General features: G+C 59.2%; 15 protein-coding genes and 1 pseudogene. 11 read left to right on the top strand and 5 right to left on the bottom strand.

Features of this window, described 5'->3' with window-relative positions; genetic code table 11:
- The first annotated feature begins 86 nt into the window (after positions 1–86).
- Positions 87–2,021: an SMP-30/gluconolactonase/LRE family protein gene (locus BCY88_RS00685; protein WP_120342351.1), complete on the top strand. Its 1,935-nt coding sequence runs from the start codon at positions 87–89 to the stop codon at positions 2,019–2,021.
- A 1,253-nt stretch (positions 2,022–3,274) separates the two neighbouring features.
- On the opposite strand, the gene BCY88_RS40170 is transcribed toward BCY88_RS00685, so the two are convergent.
- Positions 3,275–3,457, bottom strand: a complete 183-nt coding sequence (locus tag BCY88_RS40170) for a hypothetical protein (RefSeq protein WP_259461173.1) — start codon at positions 3,455–3,457, stop codon at positions 3,275–3,277.
- A 65-nt stretch (positions 3,458–3,522) separates the two neighbouring features.
- Here BCY88_RS40170 and BCY88_RS00675 point away from each other — a divergent pair, with 65 nt between their 5' ends.
- Entirely contained in the window at positions 3,523–5,244 is a 1,722-nt protein-coding gene (locus BCY88_RS00675) for a glycoside hydrolase family protein (protein WP_120342350.1), read from the top strand.
- A gap of 51 nt (positions 5,245–5,295) precedes the next feature.
- Here the strand turns inward: BCY88_RS00675 and BCY88_RS00670 are convergent, their stop codons facing one another.
- Both BCY88_RS00670 and BCY88_RS00665 read right to left on the bottom strand, forming a co-directional pair.
- Positions 5,296–5,940, bottom strand: a complete 645-nt coding sequence (locus BCY88_RS00670; RefSeq protein ID WP_120342349.1) for a helix-turn-helix transcriptional regulator — start codon at positions 5,938–5,940, stop codon at positions 5,296–5,298.
- A gap of 76 nt (positions 5,941–6,016) precedes the next feature.
- Positions 6,017–6,997 (bottom strand): ornithine cyclodeaminase family protein, encoded by a 981-nt coding sequence (locus tag BCY88_RS00665; protein WP_120342348.1) that lies wholly within the window; start codon positions 6,995–6,997, stop codon positions 6,017–6,019.
- Positions 6,998–7,260: 263 nt separating this feature from the next.
- Between BCY88_RS00665 and BCY88_RS00660 the strand changes: the two genes are divergently transcribed.
- The 5 genes from BCY88_RS00660 to BCY88_RS00640 all read left to right on the top strand — a co-directional run bounded on the left by BCY88_RS00660 (position 7,261) and on the right by BCY88_RS00640 (position 13,915).
- Positions 7,261–8,049 carry an ABC transporter substrate-binding protein gene (locus BCY88_RS00660; protein WP_120342347.1) on the top strand — a complete coding sequence of 263 codons (789 nt, stop codon included), beginning with the start codon at positions 7,261–7,263 and terminating at the stop codon, positions 8,047–8,049.
- A gap of 3 nt (positions 8,050–8,052) precedes the next feature.
- Positions 8,053–9,294, top strand: a complete 1,242-nt coding sequence (locus BCY88_RS00655; protein ID WP_120342346.1) for an NAD(P)/FAD-dependent oxidoreductase — start codon at positions 8,053–8,055, stop codon at positions 9,292–9,294.
- Between the two features lie 64 nt (positions 9,295–9,358).
- Positions 9,359–10,483, top strand: coding sequence for an aminotransferase (locus BCY88_RS00650; protein ID WP_120342345.1), 1,125 nt, complete (start codon positions 9,359–9,361; stop codon positions 10,481–10,483).
- 973 nt (positions 10,484–11,456) lie between these two features.
- On the top strand, positions 11,457–12,167 hold the full coding sequence (locus tag BCY88_RS00645) for a dienelactone hydrolase family protein (RefSeq protein WP_120342344.1): 711 nt from the start codon (positions 11,457–11,459) through the stop codon (positions 12,165–12,167).
- Positions 12,168–12,328: 161 nt separating this feature from the next.
- Complete coding sequence (locus tag BCY88_RS00640; protein ID WP_120342343.1) at positions 12,329–13,915, top strand: alpha/beta hydrolase family protein; 1,587 nt, start codon at positions 12,329–12,331, stop codon at positions 13,913–13,915.
- Positions 13,916–14,010: 95 nt separating this feature from the next.
- Here the strand turns inward: BCY88_RS00640 and BCY88_RS00635 are convergent, their stop codons facing one another.
- Positions 14,011–14,316 (bottom strand): panthothenate synthetase, encoded by a 306-nt coding sequence (locus BCY88_RS00635; protein ID WP_120342342.1) that lies wholly within the window; start codon positions 14,314–14,316, stop codon positions 14,011–14,013.
- Between the two features lie 122 nt (positions 14,317–14,438).
- On the opposite strand from BCY88_RS00635, the gene BCY88_RS00630 reads away from it, so the two are divergent.
- From BCY88_RS00630 to BCY88_RS40065, 3 genes and pseudogenes are all read left to right on the top strand, one after another.
- The gene (locus tag BCY88_RS00630) at positions 14,439–14,996 is read left to right on the top strand and encodes a helix-turn-helix domain-containing protein (protein ID WP_183081229.1); all 558 of its coding nucleotides are present in this window, start codon (positions 14,439–14,441) and stop codon (positions 14,994–14,996) included.
- Positions 14,997–15,152: 156 nt separating this feature from the next.
- A pseudogene (locus tag BCY88_RS40070) lies at positions 15,153–15,710 on the top strand (HD domain-containing protein); the annotation flags it as partial.
- Entirely contained in the window at positions 15,708–16,235 is a 528-nt protein-coding gene (locus BCY88_RS40065) for a GNAT family N-acetyltransferase (protein WP_220669646.1), read from the top strand. The pseudogene BCY88_RS40070 and the gene BCY88_RS40065, both read left to right, overlap by 3 nt.
- A 59-nt stretch (positions 16,236–16,294) precedes the next feature.
- On the opposite strand, the gene BCY88_RS00620 is transcribed toward BCY88_RS40065, so the two are convergent.
- Entirely contained in the window at positions 16,295–16,921 is a 627-nt protein-coding gene (locus BCY88_RS00620; RefSeq protein ID WP_120342339.1) for a methylated-DNA--[protein]-cysteine S-methyltransferase, read from the bottom strand.
- A 215-nt stretch (positions 16,922–17,136) separates the two neighbouring features.
- Here BCY88_RS00620 and BCY88_RS00615 point away from each other — a divergent pair, with 215 nt between their 5' ends.
- A complete protein-coding gene (locus tag BCY88_RS00615) occupies positions 17,137–18,507 on the top strand; it encodes a protein kinase (RefSeq protein WP_120342338.1) in 1,371 nt (456 codons plus the stop codon).
- Positions 18,508–18,513 lie beyond the last annotated feature (6 nt).

The following is an 18,513-nucleotide window of genomic DNA, read 5'->3' as shown; positions in this document are numbered from 1 at the left end:
AAAAATGCTGACCGCATTTTTCACGCTTTACTCGATGATACGGTGAGCAATGTTATCGAAGGACTACTGTCAGGAGAGCATTGCCCATGGTTAAAAAACGAATTCGCGCCGCGCTGCATGGCGTGGCAATCGCAGTGATCGCTGTGACGATTGTGTTTGCGCCAGCATGTCAGGCACAGTACAGCACCGACTGGCTGGCAAACACATTCGGAACGCTCGCCACGCATGTGGGCAACACCGCGCGCTCAATGTGGGTCGCGCCCGAAGGCGTGATCTACACGGCCTCCATGTGGGATGAAAACGAGGGTGGGGTCGCGATCTACCAGAACGGCAAGAGCATCGGTTCCATCGGGATCAACAGCGAGTTTCAGGGTGGCGCCATCACGGGGAACGCCACGTCGATCTTCGCCGCGCTGCAGTACAGCACCAAATACGGCAGCGGCGCGGTAGGACGATACAACCGCGCGACTCAGAAGCGCGATCTCCTCATTCCTGTCAGCACGTGGACCGCCGTCAAGCGAGCCGACGTCATCACCGGACTCGCGACAACCGGTTCACTCCTTTATGCGAGCGATTTTCTGGGTAATCGCGTCCGGGTCTATACGACCGACGGCGTATGGCAGCAGGACATCAACGTAGCGAGTCCCGGCGCACTCGCCCTGGATGGTGCGGGAAATCTCTGGGTGGCGCAGCAAAGCGCAGGAGCGATCGTCGAATTCAGTTCCGGCGGCGCTTTGCTGAACACGATCCAGATGCCCGCGGCCTCGCAACCATCCGCGCTGTATTTCGATGCATCCTCAGGACAGCTGATGGTTGGGGATCAGGGTCCCGACATGAACATCAAGCGCTACAACATCTCGGGTACGCCGACGCTGGCCGGCACGTTCGGCATTCAGGGCGGCTATCTTGATAGCACCGCCGGCATCAAAGGTCAGGTTGGAGACAAGCGTTTCACGCGTGTTGTCGGTATCGGTAAAGATGCAGCCGGCAATCTGTATGTGCTCAACAATCCGTGGGGCGGTGGCTGGGACCTCGGCCGCAACGGCGGCACCGACATCCACGCGTATGACAGTGGCGGCAATCTGCAATGGAAGCTGCAGTCCCTCAACTTCGAGGCTGTCGCCGCGCCGGATCCGCTTACGGACGCTGCTTACTTCTATGGCGGCACCAACATTTATACCGGCACTGCCGGAGGCACATTCGTTGCGAATACCGTCGATCCGTTCACCTATCCGTCCGATCCGCGCCTCAACATGAACGATACGCAGCGCGATGAGCACTTCGGTCAGCTCGTCAGCGTTGGTGGAAACCGGATTCTCGTGGCGTCCGGCCAGAATCCCGGCATCTTCTACTTCTTCCATTTCAACGCGGCGAGTGGCTATATCGCCATTCCGGACGCGTCGATTCCTGGTCCGGCGTTCAACACGACCCGATCGGTCACAGGCGGATTTTGCATCGATAGCAGGGGAGACGTGTGGGCCGGCCTGGACAGGACCAATCACATCTACCACTACCCGTTGACGAGTTTCGATGGCGAAGGCAAGCCGACATGGGGACCTGGAATCGCCATCTCCATTCCGCAGAGCATCCGGCCTTTGGCGCGCATCATCTACTTGCCGGAGAGCGACACCATGATCCTCGCGCAAGGTATTGCCGGGAGTTGGGACTGGACGGCGATGCAATCGAGGATCGAGGTGTATCACGGCTGGAGTGCGGGCAACACGACGCGGCCCAATCCGGTAATCAATCTCACGAGTGCCAATCCCAAGTCGATCACGGCTGCCGGGAACTACCTTTTTGTTGGCTACGTGCATACGGTGCCCAACATCGACGCCTTCAATCTCACCACGGGCAATCTCGATACGACGCTGATCAACTCGAGCGCGGGTGCGGTGGACGTGGGCAACGACGTGGATTCGATGTATGGCCTCAGGGCGTACCTTCGATCGGCCGGTGAGTACGTGATCACGAAAGACAACTACAACGGATCGAGCGTCATTGTTTACCGCTGGACGCCTTGACCGGTTTACTTTGAAGACTATGATCAGATGAAAAGAGGCGGTGCGCGTTCTACGCCTCGTTGAATTCGCACCGCCTGGTTCTCGCTGACCGCGCATTTATCTCTCACGCCTATTGATATTAATAATATAAAAATGGCGGACGCCGTTCTCTCTTTTACCGATTTATTTTTCTTCAATCGAAGTCAAAGATTTGCGTTTTCCGCCTCCCGGTGAGGCAGAGATTTTCCGTTTCCCCTCCTTTGGAAAATCGTCGGGACGTTTTCCGGAAGATTCTTTGAACTACTACTTATCATCCCCGTTCGTGGTGATGTTACGCAGATGAAACGTTTATAATTCGTCTGCCAAAGAACTGGCTGTAAGTAATGCCGGACGTGCGCCGAGAACTGCGTCGATCAAGTAAAGGTTGCGTGGGCAGGCGTTTTCGCGGCACTGGATCAGTGCCTCTCAAACAAATGGGTTGCGAATGAGTCGAGCGACTTTGACGCTACCTGTCAGCGACTTTCACAGGTTTTGCAGTGCCGGAATTGGGCTCGAAACCTAATTAATTTCGTATTCCGGACGCACCTGTCGTGTTCTGGATTTGCCTCGGCTGATATCGGGCGACCAGGTTCTCCGTAAATCACTGATAGAACTTCATCGCGCAGATTTTTTGTTAATAGTAAGTAATACGTAATAATTATCCGTTGATGGATGGCAGATCGAAAACGTTGAGCGCGCTGTGGCATGGCGGCGCCCGGCGCACGTTCGAATGCCTGGCCGTGTCTGCCGGCGGGTAACAGCACATCGGAAGCATCAGCTTCATCAGCAATGAGCGCTTTCATGGCGTTCGCCGCTTCAACTCTCTCTGTACACAAACAACGTCAAGGCGGGACGGCCTGGTTCGATCCTGCTCAATCCTCGGGGATAACCTGATTTTCAGAGACACACATCGACAATGACGAGAAACTTCAAACTTCTAGGAGTTGCGGCAGCAACCGTGCTGGCATGGTTCGGCGCGGAAAACGTGCAGGCAGCAACGAGCACCATCACCGTCGCCGGACTGCAATACAAGTTGTGCGCGCAAGAGAACGGCACCTGCAAATTCCTCGGGACAGGCTCGGTGGTGTTCGGTGCAGTTCCGCCCAATGCGCCGTCGACCATGCTGACGGCCCCCGCTACATTCAGCAACGGGGTGGGATGCTATGTCGGCGCGGTCTCGCAGACGGATCCCGCATTCGGCTATGGCAAATCGTGTTGGGTGAGAGCGGTTGCCGCTAGCCCGACGCCGGCTCCAACGCCGACGCCGACGCCGACACCGACACCGACACCGACACCGACACCGACACCGACACCGACACCGACGCCAACGCCAACGCCAACGCCAACGCCAACGCCAACGCCAACGCCAACGCCAACGCCAACGCCAACGCCAACGCCGACGCCAACGCCAACGCCAACGCCGGGCAGCTCCACGCTCTCCTGCGGCACGCCAACACATACCGCCGGCGGAACCGCCAACGGTGTGATCAGCGCCGACACCCCCAACACCGACGGTCTGCGTATTTTCCAGAACAACACACCGTTCAAGCTCGCGATTACGACAAACGCGCCGGGCGCGGATACGGTCGTCTGGTCCGTGGCAGATTCGAATGGCGCGATCAAGACGCAGGGCAGTTTTGCGGTTAGCGCGGGCGTGCAAACCAACTCGATTCCGTGCACGTCGACATGGTCCGGCTATGGCGCGCTGACCGCGACACTGCGCTCGAACGGCGGCACGTTGCCAAACAGCGGTACGCGTCCGGTGGGTATCGCGACGTTCGGCGTGTTGCCGAACCTGACGCCGGTACTGGGTACCGTCACGTATGCCCATCAGGATCAGCACCGCTTCGGCATGCAGGGCTTCAATGGGAACATCGCCGCGCTGCACGATATGGGCGTCTCATGGACCATCGACGACCGTGAAGTTTCGGCGATGGAGCCCAACGGTCCCAACACGTACACGCCGAGCGTGAACGATCTCGATCCGTTCTACAAGGCGAATCCTGATCAGATGCGCATCGTGCGTCTCGATGGATTGCCTGCCTGGGATTCGAAGACGGGTCAATTCAACGACAGCTACTATGCACCGTCGAACATGCCGGAGTTCCAGAGCTTCATGGCCAAGGTCGGTACCGATACGAGCCTGATTCGCGCGGCAAACTACCCGAACCAGCAGAGCAACTACTATCAGGTGACGTGGGAGCCGAGCCTCGGCTGGGCGGACAGCAATGCTAACTTCGTCGCCATGTACAAGGCCGCGTACCAGGGCCTTCATTCGACCGATCCGAATGCCGTCGTGATGGGTCCCACCAATCCGTTCCCCGCGAATTGCACCACCTGCACAACGGGTTATCTGCAGACGTTCGGTGCGCTCGGCCTGTGGAATTACATCGATGCGGTCTCGACGCATGGCTACTGGAATGCGGGTACCTATCCGGCTCATCCGCCTGAATTGCAGGACTCCGATCCGAGCACGGCGAACCAGGCAAACGCGCTCGATAACCAGATGACGCAGCTGCGTTCGGTGATGCAGGCCGGCAAGCCGAACATGAAGCTGTTCGTCACCGAACAGGGCACGAGTTACGATCCGGGTCTTAACTATGGTCCGACGGTACCGTCGCAGAACCAGTTGTTTGCCCAGGCCGCGGTTGGCGTGCGCTCGCACATCATTGTGCTGGGTGGTGGCGCACAGTTGACGACGCTCTTCTACGGTGCGGATTATCCCGGCGAAGTGGGATACGGCACGTTCTTCGACCTGAATGACGCTCAAGGCGCGTACGGTGCGTCGAACCTTTCGCCGAAGCCCGAAGCGATGGCCTTCGCCACGATGACGCGTGTGCTGGACGGCACGAATACATTGGGCCGGATCACGAGTGCGCCATCCGGTACCTTTGCGTATGCGTTCCAGCAACTCGGCAACGGCAAGGTGGTGACGGCTGCATGGGCGCACAGCAATGCGCAGTGGCCGGCGAGCGGTGGTCTCTATAGCCAGACCTACTCGACGAGCTATACGCTTCAGGTCGACAGCGCCGGTACGTCGGGCAATGTGACGAAGATCGATGGCTACGGCAATACCAGCACGCTTGCCTATACCAACGGCCAGGTCACGCTGACCCTCACCGAAGTGCCGCAGTACATCGTGTCGAACAACGCGACGGTCGCCAAGGCCAACGCGACTGTTCCAGTCGGCTATACGGGCCAATAAGGCCGGCTAGTATCGGCGCGCTACGGGTGACACGGTAGCGCGCCGATCCACTCAGACTGCGGCATCTCGCAGATCTCTGATGTGCTGATACACGGTTGCGCGCCCCATTCCCAGCACGTTTGCCACGTAGTTGGCGGCACTCTTTCCCTTGAACGCGCCTTCTTCCCAAAGAGCTTCGACCAGTTCCCTGCGATGGTCGCGGGTCAGCGAGTTCAATGCCAGCTGGCGTTCCTGAAGCCATGCGTGAAGGAACGTGTTGATGCGTTCCTGCCAGTCGTCCTTGAACAACTCCTCGGGCTGCTTGACCACGCCCGCGCCGGAGATCACCCGGTCGATGACATGCTTCATGTCTTCGAAGACCGCAATGTTGTAGTTCACGCACATCACACCAACGGCGGCACCTGCATCGTCGAAGAGTACGGTGCTGACACAGCGCATCCGCCGGCCGTCCCAGTTGATCTTTTCGTATGGACCGACTGTGCCTGACTCCACCGAATGGTCGATTTCTTCCAGTGCCGATTCGTCACCCAGTTCGCGCTTGGACAGGTTGTTCGCGATGTAAGCAACCGTCTGGCTTTGCAAGTCATGAATCACGACTTCAACGTAGGGGAAAAAGAGCAGCGCGATACCGTCGGCGACGCGGCCGTATCGATCCAGAAGGAGCCTGCGTGCGGCTGTTGTCTTAGTCTTTCGCATAGGGACGGGGAGATTCCAGAGGGCGGAAAGTCTGCAACGTGTTGCATCACGGTGCTGCTAATCCGCATGTTGTGCGTCATTCTGCCATGTCGCTGCGCCGCCCAGCCAGGTGTCTGAATAGTTCGTTGGCAATCGCCACGTCTTCAAGTCCGAGTCCAATTGAGCGAAAGAAAGCGTGCCGTTGCCCGGAGGGTTTTCTGGCGATGCCGGACACCAGTTCAGGCAGATCGCCCAGCACGTTTTCCGGCGACCAGTCATGCAACTGCGCCGCCAGCTTCATTTCCCCCGCACTGGCAGGCGTGGTTGGCCGGTAGTCGCAATAGACATCCATGTTCGGCAGCCATGCAGGCGGAATTTCGTGAGCATTCGCGACGTTCGTGCTGATCGACGTAATGAGCGCCGGCTTTGTCAGCATGCCTTGCGAAAGGACCGGTGTGCCTGAGGACGTGCACAACGCCACCACGTCCGCATCGCGCAAACAATCTTCAAGCGTGGCGCAAACCAGCGCACGCTCATCGAGAGCGCCGATTGCCGCGCGCCGTGCCTCGTTTCCACCAAGCTCGGGTGAAAACACACTGATCAGGTCCCACGGCCTTAGCGCCGCGAGATGGCGCAGATGGGCCTGTCCCACCGCGCCCGCACCGACGATGGCGAGCCGGCGCGCATCCGGTGCCGCAAGATGATCCACTGCTAGTGCGCTCGCACCGGCGGTACGCTCGACGGTGAGCAATCCGGCATCGCACCACATCAAGGGCTGCCCTGTTTCCATCGACATCAGCGCAGTCCACGCCGTGATGACCGGTTTCGATTCTGTCACGATATACGGCGACAACTTGGCTCCGAACACTTTGGCTTGCGCCATGACCCCGAGGTAGGTGATGAAATCGCCAGCCCCTTGCGGAAAAGGGGTGAAGGTCTGAGGCGGTTGCACCGCGGCGTCGTTGGCAAGCGCGAGAAACATGCGTGTCAGCGCGCCGCGCACATCGAGGTGGGGCAGGGCTTTGCGCACTGCGTCCTGTTGGACGATCAACGGGAATACTTGGTCTGTGCTGCTCATGGGCTTGCTCTCCAGATCGTTGCCGGCGTGCGGCGTCAGCACGATTCTAAAGTCAAAAAAGTCCAGTCTGGACTTTTATTTTTGAAAATTGCTTGCAATTGCCAATGTCCAGAATAGACTGTTGTTCCAGAGAGAGTGTGAGAAGCCGGTCTCATTTGCTTCTCACGCGGTCTCCCGGCGCTGCGCCGTGTGTGACGTTTTGCGACGTTTTGCGACCGCTCTCGCCCTGAATTCGCGACCCTTCAACCATACTGGGAACCATCATGCCTCTGAAGCTTTCACTGTCACTTCTCGTCGCGGCTGCGTTAATCGGTTCGGTCGGCACCGTGAGCGCGGAGACGCAAAGCACCTTGCGTTTCGGCATCGAGGCGGCGTATCCGCCGTTCGAGAGCAAGTCGCCGACAGGGCAACTGCAGGGATTCGACGTTGATGTCGGCAATGCGGTTTGTGCAAAGATGGGTGTGAAATGCGAGTGGGTGGAAAACGCGTTCGACGGTCTGATTCCCGCTCTGCAGGCGCGCAAATTCGATGTGATCAACTCCGCAATGAACATCACGGACAAGCGCAAACAGTCCATTGATTTCACGCCGCCGATCTACGTGGTGCCGATCGTGATGGTGGCAAAGCGTGGTTCGTCCTTACTGCCGGATGTGAAGCACCTGCAGGGCAAACATGTCGGTGTCCTGCAGGGATCGTCGCAGGAAGATTTCCTCAAGCGCCACTGGGCGAATGCAGGCGTATCGATCGTCTCGTATCAGGACCAGGATCAGGTGTATGCCGACCTCGTTGCCGGACGACTGGATGCCGCCGTCCAGGAAGCGCAGACCGTTGAGGATGGTTTTCTGAACAAACCCTCAGGCAAGGACTATGCGATTGTCGGCCAGCCGCTCAGCGATCCGGCAACGCTTGGCGAAGGGACGGGTTTTGGTTTGCGTAAGGGCGACAAGGCGTTGGCGGGCAAGATCGACGCCGCGCTCGACGCTTTGAAGAAGGACGGTACGCTCAGCAATCTTTCGCAGAAGTATTTCAAGCGCGACATCATCGCGAAGTAACTTATGGATTTCGATGTGATCGTGCTGGGCGCCGGGATCGTCGGCGTGTCGTCAGCGTTGCATCTGCAGGATCGCGGACGCCGCGTGGCGCTGGTGGATCGGCGCGGCCCCGGCGAGGAAACCAGTTTCGGCAATGCAGGTCTGATCGAGCGTTCGTCGGTGCTCCCTTATGCCTTTCCACGCGATCTGGGAACGCTGCTGCGCTACGTGCGCAATCGTTCGACCGACCTGTACTGGGACTACAAGGCCTTGCCGTCTTTTGCCACGTGGCTCGCGCGATTCTGGTGGGAGTCGTCCCCAGAGCGGGTGGAAGCGGCCGCCCGCGACATGCTGCCCTTGATCCGGCAAAGCGTCGTCGAACACGACGTGCTGATCGAGCGTGCAGGCCTCCAGAACCTCGCGCACGACGGCGGCTGGCTCGAGGCATTCCGCACGCCCGCGGCATATGAACGGCAGGCATCAGCGGCCGAAGTCACGGCGAGGGCACACGGATTGCGCATGACGCAGCTCGATGCCGCGCAACTGCTGGCGCACGAACCGGGTTTAGGCGCCGGTTTTTGCGGCGCCTTGCATTGGCAGGACCCGAAGAGTATTTCCAATCCGGGCGCGTTGACGAAGGGTTATGCGCGCCTGTTCGAGGAGGGCGGCGGCACGTTTCTGAGCGCACAGGCAAGCACGTTACGTCTGGAGGCAGATGCATGGACTGTGCAGACCGAGCAAGGCAGGATCAGCGCCAATGAGGTTGTCGTGGCGCTTGGCCCGTGGTCCGATAAAGTTTTTGCGCCACTCGGCTATCGCATACCGCTGCGCGCGAAACGCGGTTATCACATGCACTACGCGGCCACGAAGCCGATGCTCTCGGTACCGCTCGTGGACACGGAAAGAGGGTACGTCGTGGCCCCAATGGAAGGCCGCTTGCGTTTGACGACAGGCGTCGAAATCGCCCGCCGCGATGCGCCGCCAACCGGGATTCAACTCGCGCGCGCGGAAAGCGCCGCCCGGCCGGTATTCGGTCTGGGCCGCCGCCTGGACGACGCGCCATGGCTCGGCTTGCGTCCTTGTACGCCGGACATGCGGCCCGTGATCGGACGCGCGCCTCGCCATCGGGGACTCTGGTTCGCGTTTGGCCATAACCACCACGGATTGACACTCGGTCCCGTGACGGGCCGTTTGCTGGCGGAGATGATGACGGGCGCCGCGCCTTGCGCCGACCCCTATCCGTTTCGCCCTGAGCGGTTCCGGTAAGCGGCTGTAGCGGGCCCGTTCCGTCGATGAATCACTATTGAGCCGAATCACGAAGGAGACTGAAATGAAGATCAAAGACTTCGGTGTCGAGCGCTGGATGGATCTCTACGAGAACCAATGCGAGTACAACCTGGCCGAGACCTGTGTCGAATCGTTGACCATGGACCAGTTGCTCACGCTCGCGGGCAAGCAGGACACCATTCTCGACGAGCTAAGGCCGCTCAAACTGACGTACGGCGCGATTGAAGGCTCGACGCGGCTGCGTGAGGCGATCGCGGCGATGTACTCGCGTCAAACGCCCGCCAACCTGATCGTCACGCATGGCGCGATCGGGGGCAATGCGCTGGTCTATCAGACGCTGGTGGAACCCGGCGACACGGTGATCTCCGTGCTGCCCACCTATCAGCAGCACTATTCGATTCCCGAGAGCTACGGCGCGGACGTGCGGATTCTGAAGCTGCGTGAAGAAAACGGTTTTCTTCCGGATCTTGCCGAGCTCCGGCGTCTGGTGAACGACAAAACCCGGCTCATCGCGATCAACAATCCGAACAACCCAACCGGTTCGTTGATGGGCGAGCAGTTTCTGACGGAGATCGGCGAGATTGCGAGGTCCTGTGGTGCCTATGTGCTTTGCGACGAGGTCTATCGCGGGACGGATCAGGTCGGCACTGGCTACACGGCTTCGATTGCCGACGTCTATGAGCGTGGCATCAGTACCGGCAGCATGTCCAAAACGTATTCGCTCGCCGGTCTCCGGCTGGGCTGGATTGCCGGCCCGAAGGATCTGATTCGTGCCGTTGCGATTCATCGCGACTACAACATGATCAGTGTCGGCATGATCGACGATCATTTCGCTTCGATCGCGCTCGAAAACCGTGCGGCGATTCTTGCCCGCAACCATGACATCGTACGCACCAATCTGGCGATTCTGGACGCCTGGGTGGCGCAGGAGCCGGCTATGTCGTACATCAAGCCGAAGTCGGGAACGACCGCGCTGCTGAGGTACGACTTGCCGATCTCGTCGCTGGAATTTTGCACTGCGCTGATTGAACAAACCGGCGTGATGTTCACACCGGGCAGTGCGCTCGATATGGAAGGCTACGTGCGCATTGGGTACGCGAATAATCGGCATGTGCTTGAAGCGGGGCTTGCGAGAGTATCCGGATTCCTGGCGGCATTCCCACGCTAGACATCATCGTGTTGACTCAGGCAAGGCGTCTGAACGGTCACAACTGAAGCTTTAGTCAGTATGGAAAACCGATCAGGCGCCGCTCTAACTGGCATCGATCTATTCATAATACAAATAGATGCCCCGCGTCTTTTTACAGGAAAGATAACTCTTTCTTATCTCTTAATTCCAGTGTGTAGATTTGTCGGGTTTTTGTCGAGTTTCGTGGCGTTCGCATGAAGCCCATATGGCTGGGCTTCTCCGAAAATAATTTAATCTCGCAAAGGTTTGCGGGAGATTTAATTTTTCCGTTTAATTAATGCTTTCGGAAATCAGCCGGATGGGAGAGTTTATTTCTGCGGCTAATCCGCAAAAAAAAAGCCGACACAGTGTGTCGGCTGAAAAGACTCTGGCGTCCGAGGATTGCATGCCAGAACCTGAGAGACGGTAGTCAGTCAATTTTACGAATTCAGTGCGAGTGGCGGGCATTTTTGCCGCATACTAAAATTTAACAATTTCGCGCCGGGGCTTTGCAGAACAGGGTTCTCTTTTTAGTTGGCCGACTTCGCTGGGGAGAGATCATAAACTAAAAGCCTCGGTTGAGCATAAATGCACCAAAAAAATTTGTTGATCGGATGTCACCCAATTCAACGTCAGGAAATCCTGACGTTGATGTAGGGATTTCCTTGGCTGAATTTCATTCCATGCTAATGCGGGATGTTGTGATCACGTAGAGAGTCAATTGGGCGTTATTGTCGGCTAGTAACAAGTCCTGCAGAAGCTGTACTCACCGGTTAGTGACAATACTTTGCGAATAGGCGATCCAGAAAGCATGCGGCCGGGAGGAAAACCGGGCCGAATGCAGAGGTGCCTATGCACGCTCGTGAAAACATTGCACGAGATATTGTGAGTGGTTTTAAGCAAAACCTGAATTCAGCAGTGCCCGTCGCACTGGCGCTATGCTAACGGCTTCGCCTACCTCGAGGAGCAACTGATGAAACAGACCAGCGGATCGATGATCACGTTTAGCCGCCCGGACGGCAAGGAAGTTCAGGGTTATCTGGCCAGGCCGCAGAAGCTGGAAGGCGCGCCTGCCATTGTCGTGATTCAGGAATGGTGGGGGTTGAACGACCAGATCCGCGGCGTGGCGGACCGGCTCGCGCAAGCCGGCTATCTGGCGCTGGTGCCCGATCTTTACCGCGGCAAATCCACGGTGGAAGAAGAGGAGGCGCACCATCTGATGAGCGGGCTCAACTTCGGCGACGCCGCTGCGCAGGACGTGCGGGGCGCCGTCGAGTATCTGAAGCAGCAGGCGGTGAGCGTCGGCGTGACCGGTTATTGCATGGGTGGCGCACTCACCTGGCTTGCGCTATGCAATATCCCCGACGTGGCGGCTGCCGTGGTGTGGTACGGCTTCCCTCCGCTCGAGTACATCGACGCGTCGAAGATCAAGGTTCCCGTCATGGGCCATTGGGCGACGCAAGACGAGTTCTTCGCCGCTGAGACGGTCGATGCATTGGAGGCCAAGCTGATCGCGGCCAATGTCGACGTCGAATTTCATCGCTATCTTGCGCAGCACTCGTTCGCCAATGAAACGGCAGTCGGGCCGGGCCGTATCTCCCGGACCCAGTTCGATCCGGTCTGGTCGCAGCAGGCCTGGGACCGCACGCTGACGTTCTTCGGCCGCACGCTCTGGAAGAACTGACAGGCACAAAGACAGGCGCGCCGGCGCTGTACGGCGAGCGCCGGCAGCGCCGGCTCAATACGCGCAAGTCGCGACCTGATCGCCAATCTGTTTACCTATACTCAATTCACTCTGAAGGCAGCCCAACCGCCGTAATCAATACCAACAAGACGGAGCCTCACATGCCTGTAGCGATGCGAAACGCGGCCCTTGTGCTGCTGACATGTTCCACGTTGGGCGTCAGTGCTTATGTGCAAGCGGGCTCCGCTTGCGAAGCGGGGTGCAACGCCCGCGGACAGCTGCTCGATCATCGAGTCACGCTACGGCTCAGTGCCGCGGCGTTTTCGAAATTGCTTGCATCGAACGCATCCGGTCAGCAACTCGAGCAGATCGCCGGCGCGCCCGCCTGCAACGTGGAGATCGTGACCTTCCGCTACCGGACCATCGGCGGCGCGGGCGAACCCACGACCGCCAGCGGCGCCCTGATGATCCCGGGTGGACGGTCGGCGGCATGCAGCGGGCCGCGTCCGTTGATGCTCTACGCGCACGGCACGACCGCATACCGCAACTACAACATCGCCGACATCACGCAGACCGATCCGGGCAATAGCGATGGTGCGGGCGAGGGCATCAGCGTGGCCGCCATGTATGCGGCCCAGGGCTATGTCGTGGTGGCAACCAACTACGCGGGCTATGCGGGCTCCGATCTCACGTACCACCCCTACCTGAACGCCGATCAGCAATCCGCCGATGTGATCGATTCGCTTCGCGCGGCACGGCTGGCGTTGGGGGAAATGAGGCCTGAACGAAGGGCGCGCGAGAACGGTAAGCTCTTCGTCACCGGTTATTCGCAGGGCGGTTTCGTGGCATTGGCCACGCATCGTGCTTTGCAGGCAGCGGGTGTCAAGGTCACGGCATCCGCGCCGGGATCGGGTCCCTATGCGCTAGCCGCCACCGCCGACGCGCTCGTCGAAGGCGAGGTGAACCTGGGCTCCACGCTATTCACGCCCCTGATCGTGACCAGCTATCAGCATGCGTACGAGAACATCTATCGCAAACCGGGCGATTTCTACGAAGCGGCCTATGCCGCGGGTATCGAGAATCTCCTGCCCAACGTGCAGCCGCTCGACACGCTGTTTGCGAAAGGCAAACTGCCCTCGGCGCAACTCTTCAACAGCGTTCCTCCCGCGCCGCAATATGCATCGATGACGCCGCCGACCTCGCCGCCGCTCACACCGCCGTCGCTCACCCCCGTGTTCGCCGCGGGCTTCGGCAACGCCAATCTCGTGCGCAACGCCTATCGTCTGAGTCTTCTGGAGGACGCCGCGGCCAATCCCGATGGCGCGTTTCCCAACACCACGGTTGCCATGACGCCGGCGGCAAATCCCATGCAACCGCTGCGCCAGGCATTCAAGCGCAATGACTTGCGCAACTGGTTGCCGCGCGCGCCGGTTCTGCTGTGCGGCGGCGGCTCGGATCCCACGGTGTTTTTCTTCAATGCTCGCATCGAGCAGGCCTATTGGCAGAACGCGAAAGTGCCGGCGAGCCTCACCTCCGTGCTGGATGTGGACTCGCCAATCGCTGGGCCCAATGATCCATACGCACCGATCAAGCAGGGTTTTGCCAGTGCGAAAGCGACGCTCGCCAATCAGGCCGTTGCGGGCGGCGCAACCGATGGCGGCGCCTCAGCGGTGCTTCAGGCCTATCACGGTGAACTGGTCGCGTCGTTCTGCATGCTCGCCGCCCGGGCTTTCTTCAGCAACTTCTGAGCAGAGCGCGATCGTCGAGACTGTTTATGTGGTGCCGCCAGCGGCGTATTTGATGAGCCGCTGGCCGCAAACCTGCCGTTTGATACGTGGGTACGCTATTTCCATTTCGCCCCGAGATTGTCCAGATTGGCTTTCATGAGATCTTCCGCCACCATGGCGACGCGCAGTTCGATATCGGCGTTGAATTGCAGAAACCACGGTTCCGCTAGTGCCGGGATTCCCGATGGATCCTCGAGGTTCACCACGAGTACTGCGCCACGCGCTCCATCCTGATTGGTGAAGTAAGCGGCTTCCGGTTTCAATTCCTCAAGTATTTTCCCTATCACTGCGCCGGCGGTGCCTTCTCGCACCAGCGTGTTGAATGGTTCGTGCGGTATCCTGACGTTGAGAAGCATGCGCATGTTGTTCTCCCTGGTTGATGCCCAATGGGCATCTTAAGAATAGGCGCTTTATGCGCCGGTGTCGGTGTCGAGTGTCTCGCCAGCTTCGGGACGATTTGGCCGACGGGTACAATCTCACGAGTATGGACAGCCTGACCCTCACTCCTCTCGCACTCGGAATCGCACTGAAGCGCTGGCGCTTGCTGCATCGCGTGAAGCAAACGCACGCGGCCGAGATGTTCGGTGTGGCCCAATCGACCATCTCGCGATGGGAAGCCGGCATTCAGGAGATGGAGCCGGCAGAGCGAGCGAGGGTGGAAAGATTGCTGGCGGCGCGTCTCGAATCAGCCGCGGATCGCGCGCTTGAGCGACTTGTCACCGAAAGCCCGCGTGAAGTACATCTGGTCTGCGATCTCACGCATCGTCTGCTGGCATGTTCGTCGGCACGCGCCGCTCAATTCGGTATTCCTCCCGGCGCTCTTTTTGGGCGTTCATTGTGGCGCTACGCAACGCCGGAGATCGTGGCGCAAGAGCTTTTGCTAGACGATCTGGGTTGGCGCAGCGTGCTCGCGCCAGCGCCGTTGGAGTTCGGCAGCGGTGTGAATCATTCGCCGCATGTGCCGATTCTCGAAAGCCGTTGCCGCTGGACCCGTATGACGCTCTCCGACGGCAAAGCCGTGCGTCTTGTCGAAACGCTCTAGCTGAATTCATCGCCAAACTGTCGCTCTCGCGCGGCGCATATCTTATGCGTGTACTGCGAAACGCCATACCGGTACGATCGGTAGCGGGACATCATGCTAATCCAGTGTGTTGAATCGACAGGACAGGTCGCATAGGCGACTGCCGGAGAGAGTCACGTGAGCATCGAAAATCTGCAGGGAAAACTCGCGTTTCTGCGCGAAGCGGAAAAACTCAAAGACGTGCTGAGAACTGCGCACACTTCGTCGGGCCGCAATGAGAGCACCGCGGAACACAGCTGGCGCTTGTGTCTGATGGCGATCACCTTCGAAGCGGAATTGGGCGATCTGGATTTCGTCAGGGTTCTGAAGATGTGCGTGATCCACGATCTGGGCGAAGCACTTCATGGGGACGTTCCGGCGACCGAGCAGCATGCGTGTCCGAACAAGAGCGAACAGGAGCGGCGCGATCTGGTGATACTGACCCGCGCGCTCGATGCATCGACACAGGATGGCATCCTGTCGCTATGGGACGAGTACGATAACGCCGCCTCACCGGAGGCACGGGCCGTTAAGGCATTGGATAAACTTGAAACGCTGCTTCAGCACAATCAGGGGAAAAACCCTGAAGATTTCGATTATGAATTCAATCTCGGATATGGCAGGAAGTACACGGACGCAACGGCGCTGTTCAAGGCGCTTCGCGCGATGATCGACGACGAGACTCGCTTCAACATGAACAAAGACTCCCACACTCCCTCACTCAGGATACGAGCCGAATTGCCCGCCGATGTGCCGGCAATCGAGCAACTCACGATCGCCGCGTTTGAGCATGCCCCGCACACGAATGGCGCCGAGCATTTCATCGTGAATGCGTTACGGCGTGCCCGGCAACTGTCGATTTCGCTGGTCGCGCAAGATGAAGAGGGGATCGTCGGACACATTGCGCTGTCGCCGGTCTCCATCTCCGACGGTGCAGCAGGGTGGTACGGTTTGGGTCCGGTCTCGGTGTTGCCCCATCACCAGGGGCAGGGTATCGGATCGCAATTGATGGAGGCGGCGCTGGCCGAATTGCAGCGGCTGGGTGCCAGCGGCTGCGTGGTTCTCGGCGACCCCGCCTACTATGGACGTTTCGGTTTCACTGCCACGCCTCGCCTGGTGCTGCCGGGTGTGCCGCCCGAGTATTTTCAGGCGATTTTACTGGGCGGCGTCTGGCCCGCGGGCAATGTGACCTATCACGAGGCATTCAACGCAACCGCCTGAAGCCAACGGGGTGTCCTCGCATCGGCTTCGTTGCCGCTCTGCTGGCGATCAGTTTTCGCTCAGTTTCCAAATAGCGAGGTCTGCATCCCGCGGCCTGGTGCCGGGCGTGCCGGTTTCGCCGGCGGTTCCTGGCCGGCCGCTATTGCAGCAGTGCTGGAAGCCGCCACCGAAGCCGTCGCTGAATCCGCCGCAGCTTCCAGCGAAGTCTGCCCGGCTTCTAGCGACAGAAGAAACATCTTGTTTGCCAGCCCGCCGGCAAAGCCGGTCAGATCGCCGGATGCGCCGATCACGCGATGACACGGCGCCACGATCGAGATCGGATTTCTGCCGTTTGCCGCGCCCACGGCCCGCACCGCGTTGATGTTGCCGATTTGCGTGGCGATGTCCGAGTAGCTGCGTGTCTCGCCGAACGGGATCGTGAGGAGCGCCGCCCAAACCTTCTTCTGAAACTCCGTTCCCTGGAAGTCCAGTTCGAGGTCGAACCGTTCTCTCGTGCCCGCAAAATATTCGTTCAGTTGCCGCTCGGTTTCGAGCAGGACCGGGCGATCATTTGCTTCCGTCATGTCCGGCAGACGCACCCGGTTCGGTTTGTCGTTCTCCCACAGAATGGCGGCGAGCCGGTTGCCGCTCGCAACGAGCTTCAACTCGCCGACGGGTGAATTCATCAACTTGTAGGCGTATGTCATGGTGCTGGGTTCCTGGCTGGCTGGAGCTTGGGACGGCTTGACGCGAGGCTGCGAACTCGCGGCGCCTCGACACTCCGATACCTCACAGCTTAAACATTGTTCCCGCTGAGGTCACGCCGGATCTTGCTATCCAATTCCGCGCGCGGCCTGGGACTCAGTAGAATTGATACCCTCGACGCTTCGCCCACCGGCGGCCGGATATTTTCTCTACGACTGTGACCACCACCCTAGAACAACTGCGAGCCGGACAACTTGCGGGTACCCGCCGACTCACACTGGCGTGCGGCCTGAGCGAATTTCCGCGTGAGATTTTCGATCTGGCCGACACGCTGGAGATTCTCGATCTGTCCGGTAACGCGCTCTCGACGCTGCCCGATGATTTGCCCCGGCTGAGCAAGCTGCGCATCATCTTTGCTTCCGACAACCTGTTTACTGAATTACCGGAGGTCCTCGGGCAATGTTCGCAGCTGAGCATGGTCGGTTTCAAGGCCAATCGCATCCACGAGGTTTCAGGCAAATCGTTGCCGCCCTTGTTGCGTTGGCTGGTCCTCACCGACAACGAAATCGAGGTACTGCCGCCTGAAATCGGCGCTTGTTCGCAACTGCAGAAGCTGATGCTTGCCGGCAACCGGTTGCGCGCACTGCCCGAGGCGTTGGCAACCTGCTCGCGGCTCGAACTGCTGCGTCTCGCGGCCAATCAACTCGGCGAACTGCCCGCCTGGTTGCTGCGCCTGCCGAGGCTTTCGTGGCTGGCGTACGCCGGCAATCCATTCAGCGAAGCGCTGGAGACGGCGGCGCTGACCGATACGCCGATTGCGGATATTCGGTGGGATGCCTTGAAACTGGAAGCGCAGTTAGGCGAGGGCGCATCCGGCATCATTTATCGCGCGGCGCTAACTACCCGCCATGACGATACGAAGAGGCCGGTGGCCGTCAAAATGTTCAAGGGCGCGGTAACGAGCGATGGCTTGCCCGACTGCGAGATGGCGGCCTGCATCCGTGCCGGCGATCATCCGAACCTTATTCCGGTAGTGGGCAAGGTGAAGGATCATCCGGCTGATACACATGGCCTGGTGATGGAACTGATCGATCCGCAGTTCACCAACCTCGGCGGCCCACCGAGCCTCGAGTCGTGCACGCGCGATGTCTATGGCGCGGGCACGCGCTTCGAGCTGGCTGCGGTTTTACGCATTGCATGCGGCATCGCGTCGGCGGCGTCTCATCTGCATCGTCGAGGTGTGATGCATGGGGACCTGTACGCGCACAATATTCTGCACCGCGGGTGTGGCAGCGCATTGCTGGGCGATTTTGGCGCGGCGTCGTTCCATGGCGCCGAAGATCGGGACTTCAGTATTGCGTTGCAGCGCCTCGAAGTCAGGGCGTATGGTTGTCTGCTCGAGGAACTGATTGAGCGATGCAACGAATTGGATGCGAACGCGGACATGGCGGCGAAGTTGGTGGTGCTAAAGGAGCGTTGTCTGAGCGAGGATATTGACAACCGGCCGTTGTTCGACGAAATCGTTGCCGTGTTGCGGCAGCTAACGGGCGTCGGCGATTGGGGCATAGCATCATTGGCGGCGGTTTGATCCGTT

The sequence above is a fragment of the Paraburkholderia fungorum genome (genome assembly GCF_003610895.1).
In the GTDB taxonomy this organism is placed as follows: Bacteria; Pseudomonadota; Gammaproteobacteria; order Burkholderiales; family Burkholderiaceae; genus Paraburkholderia; species Paraburkholderia fungorum_B.
The sequence above is the reverse complement of the archived record's forward strand: the minus strand, read 5'-3'. Positions and strand labels throughout refer to the sequence as shown.